The sequence below is a fragment of the Pseudoalteromonas sp. S2721 genome, assembly GCF_005887425.1.
Lineage (GTDB): Bacteria > Pseudomonadota > Gammaproteobacteria > Enterobacterales > Alteromonadaceae > Pseudoalteromonas > Pseudoalteromonas simplex.
Genome location: NZ_PNCZ01000019.1, coordinates 37,459 through 49,853, shown reverse-complemented (window position 1 = coordinate 49,853; position 12,395 = coordinate 37,459). Strand labels below are relative to the sequence as shown.

The following is a 12,395-nucleotide window of genomic DNA, read 5'->3' as shown; positions in this document are numbered from 1 at the left end:
ATACCGTACTTATTAGCGACCTGTGATCTGACCCCGATAAAGTAGACACGGGGTTTAATATTTCCAGTTAAAAACAAAAAAGCGTTGCACCATGGCAACGCTTTTATACTATGTTCTTGTAACTCGTAACTATCAATTCTGCGCTAAATAGTCCAACACCACCTGATGATGGTCTTTGGTTTTGAACTTATCAAACACATGTTTGATTTTACCGTCTTGGCCTACAAGGAAGCTAATACGATGAATTCCTTCGTATTCTTTACCCATAAACTTCTTGTAACCCCAAATACCAAAGGCATCAGCAATCGCGTGATCTTCGTCGGCTAATAAATCAAAGTTAAGCTCTTTTTTGGTTTCAAAATTCTTTAAACGCTTGATTGGATCTGGGCTGATACCTACAACACGTGTATTTAATTTAGCTAGCTCAGCTTTTTCATTACGTAAGTTTTCTGCTTGCACAGTGCAACCTGGTGTTGATGCTTTAGGGTAGAAATAAACCAGCACTTGCTGCTCTTTTAAAAGATCAGCGAGTACGATAGTTTCGTCATTTTGATTTTGTAAACTAAAAGCTGGGGCTGTGTCGCCTGCTTGTAATGGATTAATTGTTTTCATGCTTTGCTCCTTAGCGAATGCGTCTGAAAATATAATCTACGTTCAAACTACGAGAAAGATCTTCAAAGCTCACTTTAAAGTTATCAATATCGACTTCAACAGGAATATTAAACTCAAGTTCACAGCGCATTTTAAGCTCGTTATCTTCATCATAAGTGTCTGATTTAAGAGAACAAATGCTGATGTTGTTATCAGCAAAAAAGCGCGTAACTTTACTTAATGTTCCTGGTGTATCAATACCTGTGTATTCGAGGGTGTAACCGGCACAAAATTCACATGCAACATGACTTGCAGTGCGTTTCATCATGGTTAAAAGGCCTAGCTCCATTCCTTTAGTTGGCAAAGTATGTTCAATGCGGCTAATTGCCGACATATCACCTGCTAGTAGCATGATAAAGGTGAACTCGTTGCCCAAAATAGCAATGCGACTGTCAATTATATTGCAATGGCAATCACTCACTAACTGAGTTAATTCGCTGACGATACCGGGTCTATCTTCGCCAATCGCAGTGAGTACTATCTGATGATTTGTAAAAGCAGTCATGGAATTTTAAATACCTAGTAATTAACAATACCAATGGATATAAGCTTGATTAAGCTTTAATTTCACGTGAGTTTAATACCGCACGGCGGCGAAGTTTAACATAATTTGCTTAGTTAACGATAGCGACGATTAATTAAGCCGTGAATAAAGTGCGCTCTTTCTTGTTTTTAGGGGCATCAGAAAGTACCATAGTTAAAATTTTGCAAGGCGATAAGCATTCAAACACGTTACGCTAGCCCAATCTATTCGGGTTTTTTGCATAAAAACAAGAAATGTAAAGTTAAAAGTGATTTTACAGTGAACCAAATCGGTATTACCCACTCATATATTTGTTAAAAGAATTAAGGGTTTGCTAAGGAGAAATATCTGTGCAGTATTGGATCTCAAAGGCGCTTGCTGTAAGCGTAGTGGTAAGTTTAACTGGGTGCGGTGTATTTACCGACGAAGCGCACCACAAACGCAATTATCGTGCTAATCAACCAGTCAAAGCACCTGAAGGTTTAGCGCAACCGGCTCAAGATCCGACATATAAAATGGACGTTGCGCAATACGACAATAACCCTGAAGCGAAAAATTACCGTCCGCCAGCACAGGTTATTACCATTGCTCAAGGTAGTTGGGTAGAAGAGGGTGACAAAGATGCGCGTGTTTATTTTGATAAAAACGACGGTATTGTTGATTTAGACGAGTTTATTTGGGACTCGATCCACGCCGTGTTGAACGAAAAAAATACTTCTGCAATAAAAGAAGATAAGCTTTTAGGAAGTGTTGAAACAGATTGGTACACAATTATAAAGCCAGAAGATGGTTGGTTTTGGGAAAGCGAAACCGAAGTATCACAACAACGTTTCTTATTTACTATTGAAGAAAAATCGCACCAACGTACTGCGTCATTAAATGCTAAGTTAGTAGATTATAAAAGCGATAGTCAACCACTTACACCGCTTTTACAGCAACAGCTAGAAGTGCGTGCGTTAAACCAAGTTGTCGCTGAATTTGATTATCGCTATCGTCAACTTGAAGTTGAAATGCGCAAAAAGCAAGGTGTTATCTCGTTAGAGATGGGGTTTGATGACAAAGGGAATGCAGCTTTAGTGACTGAGCAGGACTACTTTGCTGTGTTTGAGCGTTTTTCAGGTTTCTTAGAGCGCTTATCTTTCACTATTGTAGAAATTGACCAAGATCGTGGCTTGATCACGGCTGATTATAAAAAGCCAGAATCAAGCGTATGGGACTCAATTTGGGGTGAAGAGTTAGCTGAGCTACCAATTGAAGATGGCCAATATCAAATTCTTGTTAGTCGCACTAAAGAAGGTGGCACAAGCTTAACGTGGATGGATTCTGCAGGCACAATTCTTGAGCCAGGAACAATGAATGATCTCCAGCAAGCATTAGAGAATGCACTGCGTCAGCGCGGTATTAATATTTAATAATTATAATAGTTAAAACCACCACAAAAAGAGCTTAGCCGCTCTTTTTGTGGTTTTTACAGGTTGAAAATATGTCTAACTTAAACACAGCCCATCGCAGTGACTTGCGAACCTTGTTTACCTTTTTCGTTCCCTCACTTATAGGTGTCTTCTTGTTTATGACGCCGGTACCCATAGGTGAGGCAATGACCATTCCGATTGCTGTTATGGCAAAAGCTGTGCAGGCGTGGATAGCTCCTTTCGCGCTTGGTTTAATTACGAGCATTGTTTGCATTACCGGTATTTTATCTTTAGTGATAAAGTTGTTTAAACCCCAGCCATTACTTAAGTTCTTTTTAATTAAACATTTATTTGATGTTAGTTGGCTTTGGCTGAGTGTTCGATTACTGGGTATGGTTTTTATCGTTTTGACCTACACAAAACAAGGGCCTGAAATGATTATTTCCGGTAATACCGGTGCACTGGTTTTAAACGACTTGTTGCCTGTGTTGTTTTCTGTGTTTGTTTTAGCGGGCTTACTATTACCGTTATTATTAAACTTCGGCTTGTTAGAGCTAGTCGGTACCTTATTAACTAAAGTGATGCGTCCACTTTTTGGTGTGCCAGGTCGCAGTGCGGTTAACTGTGTAGCATCTTGGTTAGGTGATGGTAGTGTGGGTATTTTGATGACCGCTCGTCAGTATGAAGATAAACATTATACACAACGCGAAGCTGCCATTATTGGTACTACTTTCTCTGCAGTATCAATCACCTTTTGTTTAGTTGTTATTGGCCAAGTAAAGCTTGAACACTTGTTTGCACCGTTTTATTTAACAGTGTGTTTGGCGGGTTTTGTTGCGGCATTAATTGTGCCTCGCTTACCACCATTACGCTTCAAAAAAGACCTATATTTTGATGGCTCAGAGCCAGATAAAGACGCAGAATCAGTGCCTGAAGGTAAAACATTAGTCTCTCATTCACTTGATGTGGCGCTTGCCAAAGCACGCACTGCACCGGGTTTTGCTGGTACAGTGAAAGAAGGTCTACATAACGCCTTTGATATGGTATTCGCTGTGTTACCTGTCGTTATGGCTGTGGGCACATTTGCCTTGATTATTGCTGAATATACGCCAATTTTTGAATATATGGGCAAGCCGTTTGTGCCATTTTTAGAGCTATTACAAGTACCTGAAGCTGAGGCCGCAGCACAAACAATTATGGTCGGATTTGCTGATATGTTTATTCCGTCAATTCTTGCAGCGGGTAGTATTGAAAGTGATGTAACACGGTTTATTATCGCAGCAATGAGTGTGACGCAATTGATTTATATGTCGGAAGTGGGAGCACTGCTTTTAGGTAGTAAAATTCCGGTTAATATTATCGAATTGTTCTTCATCTTTATTTTAAGAACTTTAGTGACATTACCGGTGATTGTCTTAATGGCACATTGGTTAGTTTAATCTTAGCTAAAGCATTAAATAGAAAAGCCCTGATTATTCATCAGGGCTTTTCTTATCTTCATTATCATCGCTTTTAGGCACTTTGAAGTCCATTTTTGCTGCATGTTTTAGCAACATAAGGTTACCAATTACTACACCAAACACAGCAACAACAATGGCTATAATTTGCCAAGTTTCCATCTTGAAATCCTGCCGATATACACAGCGATATAGTAGCACTTAAAATCGTCTTGCATAAGACAGTGAAATAAAATCAAGGCCAGGGTTAGGGCTCTTGAAACCCGCATTTGAGTAATGTAAATATCTAAGTGCTAAGGTTGAGTCGTCACCTAAATCTGCAACTAGACCCAATCTATCTTCAAACTGATAGTGAGTACTAACGTTTTTGCCTGCAAAACGGGTGTCGTCCAACAGTGAAACGCCAATCCCAAACTCCACATAAACAGGCATGTTTTTCACATTAAACAAAGGGTATTGGATCACCGGAGACATAGCTAACACGATATTAGTTTGATGTTTGTTGTCTTTGCCATACTGCCAAATATTAAAACTAGATTCGAAGTACAAGCGGGCGTGTTGCAAGGGCAACTTTTCATTGGGTACATGGTACTGATAGGCCAGCTTTAGACCTTTTACATCACCTTCACCTTGAATGTAATCAATGGCATAACCATGATTTGAAGCTGAATAACTTGGTGCTGCTAAAAGAGCAGCTGCACTCAAAATAAGTGCTTTTAATGGCTTTTTAAATTTCATTTCGGTACTTCTCATTATGTCGATGAGCAAGTAAATAAGGCGGTGTTAGGGGCTTTTCAATGTGCAAAAAAACACAGAAGCTGTGCACATTCTCATATTTTTTAGCAATTAGCTGAAAACTATGGAAAAAATCGATTGGTGCTTAATTGGCATTAAAACAATGTCAGATTGTTTCTTTTTTTGTGGATTTAATATCGGTATATTAGCGAAAATTTTCGTTTAGAGGTGAACACGATGACCAAACTAGTTAACTCATTTTTGCTAATTGCAGCATTTTTTGCTGCATCTGCTTTTGCCAGTGAAGACCGCTCGCCTAAGCAATTATTAGAATCAGTCACTGCTGATTTATTTGTTGATATCGCAAATGTAAATGCGAAAGGTGATGCAAGCTCAGAAGCAATGGCGAATATTGTTGAAAAACGCTTATTACCACATATGGATATTAAGTTTGTATCGTATAAGCTTTTAGGTAAGCACATTAAAGGTCTGCGCCGTGAACAAGCCGTTGATTTTATTGCTGCGGTTGAGCATTACTTAACAGTGACTTATGCTGGCGCGCTAATGAAATACACAGGCCAAAAAGTAATTTTTGATCAATCACAACTCATCGACGACGGTTATGCAACTGTTAAGACACAAATTGTTGATGACAATGCGCCAGCTATAGATTTGCACTTTAAATTACGCCAAGGCAAAGACAAGCAGTGGAAAGTATACGATATTGTTGCTGAAGGTATCTCACTGTTAAGTGCAAAGCAAAAAGAAGTGCTGCAGCGCATTAGCCAAGTTGGCATTGATGAAGTGACACATGAATTAGCAAGTAAGTAAGTCAGCTAAAAAGCGCGATTACCTTCACCTCATCGGGCTTTTTAGTTACTTTCAGTCTCCAACCAAGCAGTGAGTACCGTCCATGTGCCGCTGCTTTTCTATTTTCTTTAAAAATCACCTACTTTGCGCTAGCACCTGTAACCCTCTGTGGTAGAATCATACTACTTTTCTTGTTTACCAGAGTATCTATCAGATACTGTGTTATTGGTCGCAATATTAAGCAAACTGTCAGTTAAATTTTGCTATAACTAATTGCTTAATAAGACATCGAATAATGTGCAGCGGAGTTGTGTTTTTTTAATGGAAAATGTACTGATTTGGCCAAAGGAATACCCGTTACTGATCAAAGGATTAGCTGAGCAAAACGGGGCTTATATTTTAGACGCTTTAGAAGCTTGGCCGGCATGTCGTTCTACTAATGAAGATGACGGTGTGTGTACGACGGTTCTTCCGCCTATTTACTATCTTACATGGTTGACTCCTCTTGAACCGTTTGAAGAGTGTTATTTCCAACACATCTCTGAATTTGATGAAGCTGCGCTGCATTACATTAATGCTATGAAAGCGCACTTTTTAGAAAACGACTACACCCCTGAGAGTCTTGTTTTAATGTTATGCCAGCGCTTAGAGAAATACGCTAGCGCATTTGCTCAATCGGCTGTTAAAACACCTATAACTTTGATTCACCAGTTATTTAATCGGCGCTATTTCACTGTGATAGAACATGTGCTTAATCACGGTGCAAAAATGTCTGCGGACGATGTATTAGAACTGTGGACCGAAGTTGACTTTAGAGAGCGCTTTAGTGGTTTTATCCCTGATTCAGTGGCTGATCTTGAATCATTAACGGCGCTTGCAGCTGAAAAAGTTGCTCACGGTGAAGATTACTTCACCTTACTAAAACTTGTATCACCTGATGTTGATTCCGCATCGTTACTTGAACAAGCTTTACTTGCTCATTTAAGCCACGAAAATGCAAAACAAACCATGGCAAAGCGTTTTATTGAGCAAGGCGCAACAGGTGCATTAGCTGACGAAAACGGTAAAACAGCCTTTATGTGGGCAACCGAAAAAGGCTATGTGAATGTGGTTGAGACAATACTTGAACATCAAGATAAGAAGGCCCAAGACAACAAAGGGAATACAGCATTACATTACGCCGTATTAGCCGAGAATGGACCTTTACTGGTGTTGCTTTTAAAAGCGGGCTATGACTTTAGAGTTCGTAACAACGATGGTCTAAGTTGCTACCGGTTAGCTGTAAGCATTAAAGCAGATAACTTAGTTAAATGCCTTGAGCATGACTTTGGTATTAAAGAGCTTTCGCCAGAAGGGCAGTTTGATCGCGTTAAAAAAGTGCACTTACTCCACGCGATTGTAACTGTGTTACTACCTGTGCAGTTGTTCTTCTTTTTTGACGATAGCATTGCTATTAAAAGTGAGTTAACGCTGGGCTTTACATTAGTTTCTATCTTATGCTTTTTCTTTGCTACAAGTTTAAAACGCTGTGCGCTGTACCCGCATATTCGTCATCCATGGGGGCTGTTTATTTTAAGACTGTTTTCACTATTTAGCTTAATTGGCCAAGTGGGTCTGGCAAGTATTGTCGCGCTAGCCACCTTAGCAGAGTTGGTGTGAACGCATAAAAACTAAATAAAGTGACATAAAAAAACGGCAACCTTGGTTGCCGTTTTTTGTTTTACTTAAGCTAAACGAAAGTGCTTATTTATCGTGCTCATGTGCCGCTTTTTCTTCGGCCAGCTCTTCTTTTAATTTACGTATCTTAAGGCCAAGCTCTTGCCCGCGATGGCGAGCATAATAAGTGCAACCAATAAACATCAGACTGGCAAAGATTAACTCAAGTAATACCCAAATCAGCTGTTCTTGTGCGACCCATAGTAATGTAAAACCATGGATAAAATAGAACATCACGATAAAGTTTGCCCACGCGTAGGTATAAGGCTTATCTTGAATAATCCCTTTTAGTGGTAATAGAAGAGGGAGTATATAAACAACAAAGATAAAGCCGTTACTGTGGCCTTCTCTTGGGGCAATTAAAAACAACCAAACTGGCATTAAAATTAATAAGCCGATATAACCAATCAGTGCAAAACGTTGGAATCGTTTAGTAATTGGCTTTTTGGCAACAGGCTGATTTAGCTTTGGTTCCAAGCTCATTGTAATTTACTCGTAATCAGTGCCAAGCGTTTTCCAACACTTTGGCAAATTTTAATTTCGTCTTTACTTAACACATTGCTGTTATTGCTACCGGCCACATGAGTCGCACCGTATGGCGTACCGCCAGTTTCAGTTGCTAATAACTCAGGTACCTCATAAGGCACGCCAAGCAACATCATGCCGTGATGTAACAACGGCAGTGATAGATTCAACAAGGTAGCTTCGTTACCACCGTGCATACTGCTCGATGACGAAAATACACAAGCAGGTTTATCTATTAGCTGACCTTTAAGCCATAGATCACTAGTGGTTTCCCAAAAGCTCTTTGCTTGTGAGGCCATCATGCCAAATCGAGTAGGGGTGCCAAAGGCCAAGCCATCACAATTAATTAGATCATCTTTGCTGATCACAATATCGTGTGGCTGACGCTTTACAAACGTGCGCAATAAAGCAGTTGCTCCTTGTTGCTCAATCGACTCGGCTATCTCATGTGCCATTGCTTCTACAGAGCCATGGCTTGAGTGGTATAGCACAACAATGTTTGTAGTCATTAAAGTACGCTTAATACGTTTTCTGGTGGACGACCTAGAGCAGCTTTGCCGTTATTTTCAACAATTGGGCGCTCGATTAGCTTTGGATTGGCAGCCATTGCAGCAATTAATTTGTCTTCGTTTTGCTCGTTTTTAAGCTCAAGCTCTTTGTAGATGTCTTCTTTAGTACGCATTAATTCACGCGCTGAAGTAAAGCCCAATTGGCTAATTAAGGTCGCAATTTGCTGCTCATTAAGTGGTGTTTTTAGGTATTCAACAACACTTGGTTGTACGTTATTGTTTTCTAATAGGGCAAGTGTTTCACGCGATTTTGAACAACGTGGATTATGATAAATAGTCACAGACATGGTGTGTTCTCACATTTAATAATTTGGCTTATTTTAGGGCAAGCGCTGCGAGACTTAAAGTCTCGCAAGCTCTTTTTGTAATTGACGGTATTGCGTGAGTAGGGCTTTTAAACGTTGTTGTTTAACTAATTCTTCAGGCTCAACAAAGTTTAGTGCTTTTTGAATTTCATCAGCTGCCTTTAAATAAGCACCATACTGGGCCAGTACATTGGCATGCGCTTCATGATAAGAAGCCATATTCTCTTGCTTTTTGTAGACATCAGCAATCAGCTCTTTGGCAAGGTTGTTCTCAGGTTTTGCTAACAAGTAAGATTTTAAAATACGTTCAGCAAGGTCAAATTGTTTTGCTTCCATCGCAGCATTTGCATAGTTTAAGGCAATTACCTGATTGTTAGGTCTATCGATATCTAACTTAGCTAAAAATTCCACCGCTTCATTCGCTTTACCTTGCGCAATGAGTAAGTCAGTGTGTGTGTCTATATAAAATAAGTTCTTTGGATCTTGCTCTAGTAATGGGTTCAAAATGCTGGCTGCTTCATCAAGCTTTTTTTGATCCAACAAGCTAATACCCAAACCATATTTAAGTGCAGTGTCGTTATGAACGGTATTTTCACGCATTAATTTACGAAACAAATCTTCAGCTGCTTTGGCTTTTTGATGATAACGAGCAATAACACGGCTCTTAGCTAAGTTAAACTCTAGGCTATCGGAGTAGTGCCTTTTTGGATACTGCTCGGCACGTAAGCGCACATCAGAGACACGGCTTTCTGGCAATGGGTGAGTCAGCAAAAATGCGGGCGGCTTATATTTGTAGCGAATTTGTGCAGCAAGTTTAGTTAAAAATTCACTCGATTGGCGAGGATCAAACCCAGCATTATTTAAGGTCTGCATGCCAATTCGGTCTGCTTCTTGTTCAGCAGCACGACTATGAGTTAATTGACTAAACGCCGCTTGTGTCTGGTTTGCTGAGATAATTGCAATACCAGCATCAGGTGCAACAACGGTAGCTAAAATACCAGCAATCATACCAGCGATGGTTAACGCGCTGTTATCTTGCTGTTGTTGAATACGACGCGCTAAATGGCGCTGTGTTACGTGGGCAATTTCGTGCCCAAGTACTGAGGCAAATTGACTTTCGTTATCGGCTTGTGCCATGAGCCCTGTATGCACACCTACATGACCACCATAGAACGCAAAAGCGTTGATTTCAGGGTTATTAACCCAGAAAAAAGAAAATGGAAAACGAACATCGTTGGCGTTTGCGACTAAACGGCGGCCCAAAGTGGTCAGATACTCATCAAGAACCGGGTCATTGACAACGGGTGATGAGCCACGAATTTGCATCATCATCACTTCACCGATTGCTTGTTCTTTTTCAATCGGTAAGGCTTGTAATGCCGAGGTCCCTAAATCGGGCAGCTTAAAGTTAGTTTGTGCCTTCAACGGCTCACTGTGCAATATCGAAAATGTCAGTAATGCACTACACAGTGTAATAAAGGCTAATTTTAGTCGCATCTTATTCCTTGTTGATTTGCTCACCTAACATGACTTTTGCTAAATCTATTTCGTCGCTGCATGCTCGGCTGTCTTTTTCGCACAATTGATAGAAATCTTTTATTGTGACTCCATCTAGCTTAACAACGTTCAACTCCCGTTGTAAAAAAGTTATGATTTTATGCGCTACTTTATGAGCATGCAGAATTAAGGCTTTGTCAGCTTTGTCACCTCTTTCAAAGTAAAAAGCGATGAATTTATGAAGCTGGTTAAAACGAATAAGGTTTTTCATGGTGTGCGGATCCCACACCTTAAATTCCATAAAGCGGTTGTCTTTGATGTATTGGTCTACCGTCACATCTTTTGCATAAGGGTAGGCCCATAATTCGAAACCTCGGTCCGTAAAGCTTTGATGCAAAGCAATGCGCGGTTTTTGCTCACAGACAATTTCGCCCATGTCGGTTTCATGGCCACCTAATAAATCAAGGTTCCAGTTGCGTGGGTCAATTAATTGTTTAACGGCATTATCAAAACCGTGGTCTAAAATCCCTTCAGATTCGCTAACCGATGATGCGACCATATGATAAAAAGGCGGCAGCTCGCCCCAGTTTATTTGTTTTTTATACCAGTTTATCTCTTTAAGAGTTGGATTCGCAGGTAATTGCGCTTTATTATGCGAGCCAGGCATCAGGTTTCCTTTACTACCAGTTATTGAATAAGGATAAACTATTGTTTTGCGTGTTTTAAGAAAAAAATGAGTTGTTTCTCATTATAAAGACTTATTTTAGCAAGGTGCCTACATCTTATACTTATTATTCATATTAATAACGCAGTTGATTCGCTATGTTAACGGTTGATTTAAGGGACTATAAGTGCCCTCAACAATTTATTCAGTTTAAATTAGGGTTGAATAAGGCAGTATCGGCTCAACAAGCCGTGACTTTTACATTTAATGCTGCTGAGGCAACGGACGATATGCAGCGATTTTTAGAAAAACATCATTACCATTTTAAAATTGACCTAGAATTAGGTGTGCTAACAGTGGAGCCCATTCGTGTTTGAGTATGTAAAAGCCTGGTACGAAAATAAATTTTCTGATCCCCATTCAGTAACCTTGTTGTTATTGCTTATTGCAACCTTTGCATTTTTCTACTTTTTTGGTTCGTTAATCGTGCCTGTCTTAGTTGCCTTGGTAATTGCCTATTTACTAGATTGGCCTGTTGCTCACTTAGAAAAGCTGGGTTTGAAACGGTTTACCGCAACGATTCTAGTTATGCTGGTATTCAGTGGCTTGATGATTATGATTATTGTCGGCATGGGGCCTGTGCTTTGGCAGCAAACCAGCAATCTAGTTCAAGAAACGCCTTATATGATCGAAAAAGGTAAAGCACTGCTGTTACATCTTCCTGAAGATTACCCAAGTTTGATTACTGAAGATCAGGTTAAATCAATTGTTACCAGTGTTGAGACCAAAGCTATTGAGTTTGGTCAGTTGGTGCTATCGGTGTCATTAACTTCGATAAAAGACGTTGCAGCTTGGCTGATTTATCTTATTTTAGTGCCGCTCTTAGTGTTCTTTATGCTTAAAGATAAATTAGAGCTCACGCAAAGTGCTGAGCGTTTATTGCCTAAGCAACGTCGCTTGATCATTCAAGTTTGGCAAGAAATGAATCAGCAAATCATGAATTATATTCGCGGTAAGGTATTTGAAATTTTAATTGTTGGTACTGCATCTTTTATCGCTTTTGCAGTGCTTGACCTTCGCTATGCGGCTTTACTCGGCGTATTAGTTGGCTTGTCTGTGCTTATTCCATTTGTAGGGGCGGCATTGGTGACCATTCCTGTCGCTGCAGTGGCGTTATTCCAGTTTGGTTTAGAAACACAATTTTGGACTATTTTAATCATCTATGGCGTGATCCAAGCACTTGATGGCAATGTGTTAGTGCCGTTATTGTTCTCTGAAGCGGTAGATTTAAACCCTGTGTTTATCATCGTTGCGGTATTGTTTTTTGGTGGTTTATGGGGCTTTTGGGGCGTGTTTTTCGCAATACCGCTGGCTTCTTTAGTAAAAGCGCTTATCAATGCCTGGTCTTCTAAGCAGGTTGAGCTAATAGAAAATTAGCTTAGTCTTAAAAAGTATAGAAAACGCACTTTACTGACTAATTGATTATTATAATTTAGCCGTGAAAAATGTAAAATAGGTTATAAGATATATC

Annotated in this window: 15 protein-coding genes; 6 read left to right on the top strand and 9 right to left on the bottom strand. The window is 39.8% G+C overall.

The features are described 5' to 3' along the window. Window positions 1–132 precede the first annotated feature (132 nt). Both bcp and CWC02_RS09070 read right to left on the bottom strand, forming a co-directional pair. Window positions 133–612 (bottom strand): thioredoxin-dependent thiol peroxidase, encoded by a 480-nt coding sequence (bcp, locus tag CWC02_RS09075; RefSeq protein ID WP_138600011.1) that lies wholly within the window; start codon window positions 610–612, stop codon window positions 133–135. A 10-nt stretch (window positions 613–622) separates the two neighbouring features. Continuing rightward, window positions 623–1,156, bottom strand: coding sequence for a glycine cleavage system transcriptional repressor (locus CWC02_RS09070; protein WP_138617785.1), 534 nt, complete (start codon window positions 1,154–1,156; stop codon window positions 623–625). 368 nt (window positions 1,157–1,524) lie between these two features. Between CWC02_RS09070 and bamC the strand changes: the two genes are divergently transcribed. Both bamC and CWC02_RS09055 read left to right on the top strand, forming a co-directional pair. Beyond that, window positions 1,525–2,586, top strand: coding sequence for an NlpB/DapX family lipoprotein (gene bamC, locus CWC02_RS09060; RefSeq protein ID WP_054553745.1), 1,062 nt, complete (start codon window positions 1,525–1,527; stop codon window positions 2,584–2,586). 71 nt (window positions 2,587–2,657) lie between these two features. Next, window positions 2,658–4,025 carry a YjiH family protein gene (locus tag CWC02_RS09055; RefSeq protein ID WP_138617783.1) on the top strand — a complete coding sequence of 456 codons (1,368 nt, stop codon included), beginning with the start codon at window positions 2,658–2,660 and terminating at the stop codon, window positions 4,023–4,025. A gap of 33 nt (window positions 4,026–4,058) precedes the next feature. Here the strand turns inward: CWC02_RS09055 and CWC02_RS09050 are convergent, their stop codons facing one another. Further along, the gene (locus CWC02_RS09050) at window positions 4,059–4,205 is read right to left on the bottom strand and encodes a DUF2897 family protein (RefSeq protein ID WP_082389286.1); all 147 of its coding nucleotides are present in this window, start codon (window positions 4,203–4,205) and stop codon (window positions 4,059–4,061) included. Between the two features lie 39 nt (window positions 4,206–4,244). Next, window positions 4,245–4,781, bottom strand: a complete 537-nt coding sequence (locus CWC02_RS09045) for an acyloxyacyl hydrolase (protein WP_138617782.1) — start codon at window positions 4,779–4,781, stop codon at window positions 4,245–4,247. 234 nt (window positions 4,782–5,015) lie between these two features. Here CWC02_RS09045 and CWC02_RS09040 point away from each other — a divergent pair, with 234 nt between their 5' ends. Both CWC02_RS09040 and CWC02_RS09035 read left to right on the top strand, forming a co-directional pair. Next, window positions 5,016–5,609, top strand: coding sequence for an MlaC/ttg2D family ABC transporter substrate-binding protein (locus tag CWC02_RS09040; protein WP_138600008.1), 594 nt, complete (start codon window positions 5,016–5,018; stop codon window positions 5,607–5,609). Window positions 5,610–5,909: 300 nt separating this feature from the next. Beyond that, window positions 5,910–7,247 carry an ankyrin repeat domain-containing protein gene (locus CWC02_RS09035; RefSeq protein ID WP_138617780.1) on the top strand — a complete coding sequence of 446 codons (1,338 nt, stop codon included), beginning with the start codon at window positions 5,910–5,912 and terminating at the stop codon, window positions 7,245–7,247. 84 nt (window positions 7,248–7,331) lie between these two features. Here CWC02_RS09035 and CWC02_RS09030 read toward each other — a convergent pair whose 3' ends face one another. From CWC02_RS09030 to CWC02_RS09010, 5 genes are read right to left on the bottom strand one after another with little or no spacing between them, the layout of a single operon-like run. Beyond that, window positions 7,332–7,787, bottom strand: coding sequence for a DUF2069 domain-containing protein (locus CWC02_RS09030; RefSeq protein ID WP_054553740.1), 456 nt, complete (start codon window positions 7,785–7,787; stop codon window positions 7,332–7,334). Beyond that, window positions 7,784–8,338, bottom strand: coding sequence for an NAD(P)H:quinone oxidoreductase (gene wrbA, locus CWC02_RS09025; protein WP_054553739.1), 555 nt, complete (start codon window positions 8,336–8,338; stop codon window positions 7,784–7,786). The genes CWC02_RS09030 and wrbA overlap by 4 nt, the downstream gene beginning before the upstream one ends. Beyond that, window positions 8,338–8,685 (bottom strand): arsenate reductase (glutaredoxin), encoded by a 348-nt coding sequence (gene arsC / locus CWC02_RS09020; protein ID WP_054553738.1) that lies wholly within the window; start codon window positions 8,683–8,685, stop codon window positions 8,338–8,340. Before arsC ends, wrbA begins: the two co-directional genes overlap by 1 nt. 54 nt (window positions 8,686–8,739) lie before the next feature. Continuing rightward, on the bottom strand, window positions 8,740–10,200 hold the full coding sequence (gene bepA, locus CWC02_RS09015) for a beta-barrel assembly-enhancing protease (protein WP_054553737.1): 1,461 nt from the start codon (window positions 10,198–10,200) through the stop codon (window positions 8,740–8,742). A gap of 1 nt (window position 10,201) precedes the next feature. Beyond that, window positions 10,202–10,867, bottom strand: coding sequence for a hypothetical protein (locus tag CWC02_RS09010; RefSeq protein WP_054553736.1), 666 nt, complete (start codon window positions 10,865–10,867; stop codon window positions 10,202–10,204). Between the two features lie 155 nt (window positions 10,868–11,022). Between CWC02_RS09010 and CWC02_RS09005 the strand changes: the two genes are divergently transcribed. Further along, on the top strand, window positions 11,023–11,241 hold the full coding sequence (locus tag CWC02_RS09005; RefSeq protein WP_054553735.1) for a sulfurtransferase TusA family protein: 219 nt from the start codon (window positions 11,023–11,025) through the stop codon (window positions 11,239–11,241). Continuing rightward, complete coding sequence (locus CWC02_RS09000) at window positions 11,234–12,301, top strand: AI-2E family transporter (RefSeq protein WP_054553734.1); 1,068 nt, start codon at window positions 11,234–11,236, stop codon at window positions 12,299–12,301. The genes CWC02_RS09005 and CWC02_RS09000 overlap by 8 nt, the downstream gene beginning before the upstream one ends. Window positions 12,302–12,395 lie beyond the last annotated feature (94 nt).

What these genes read in the sequence shown, in the direction of transcription:
- bcp (WP_138600011.1), bottom strand. Translation starts at nt 612, where the DNA reads ATGAAAACAATTAATCCATTACAAGCAGGCGACACAGCCCCAGCTTTT.
- CWC02_RS09070 (WP_138617785.1), bottom strand. Translation starts at nt 1,156, where the DNA reads ATGACTGCTTTTACAAATCATCAGATAGTACTCACTGCGATTGGCGAA.
- CWC02_RS09055 (WP_138617783.1), top strand. Translation starts at nt 2,658, where the DNA reads ATGTCTAACTTAAACACAGCCCATCGCAGTGACTTGCGAACCTTGTTT.
- CWC02_RS09050 (WP_082389286.1), bottom strand. Translation starts at nt 4,205, where the DNA reads ATGGAAACTTGGCAAATTATAGCCATTGTTGTTGCTGTGTTTGGTGTA.
- CWC02_RS09045 (WP_138617782.1), bottom strand. Translation starts at nt 4,781, where the DNA reads ATGAAATTTAAAAAGCCATTAAAAGCACTTATTTTGAGTGCAGCTGCT.
- CWC02_RS09040 (WP_138600008.1), top strand. Translation starts at nt 5,016, where the DNA reads ATGACCAAACTAGTTAACTCATTTTTGCTAATTGCAGCATTTTTTGCT.
- CWC02_RS09035 (WP_138617780.1), top strand. Translation starts at nt 5,910, where the DNA reads ATGGAAAATGTACTGATTTGGCCAAAGGAATACCCGTTACTGATCAAA.
- CWC02_RS09030 (WP_054553740.1), bottom strand. Translation starts at nt 7,787, where the DNA reads ATGAGCTTGGAACCAAAGCTAAATCAGCCTGTTGCCAAAAAGCCAATT.
- wrbA (WP_054553739.1), bottom strand. Translation starts at nt 8,338, where the DNA reads ATGACTACAAACATTGTTGTGCTATACCACTCAAGCCATGGCTCTGTA.
- arsC (WP_054553738.1), bottom strand. Translation starts at nt 8,685, where the DNA reads ATGTCTGTGACTATTTATCATAATCCACGTTGTTCAAAATCGCGTGAA.
- bepA (WP_054553737.1), bottom strand. Translation starts at nt 10,200, where the DNA reads ATGCGACTAAAATTAGCCTTTATTACACTGTGTAGTGCATTACTGACA.
- CWC02_RS09010 (WP_054553736.1), bottom strand. Translation starts at nt 10,867, where the DNA reads ATGCCTGGCTCGCATAATAAAGCGCAATTACCTGCGAATCCAACTCTT.
- CWC02_RS09005 (WP_054553735.1), top strand. Translation starts at nt 11,023, where the DNA reads ATGTTAACGGTTGATTTAAGGGACTATAAGTGCCCTCAACAATTTATT.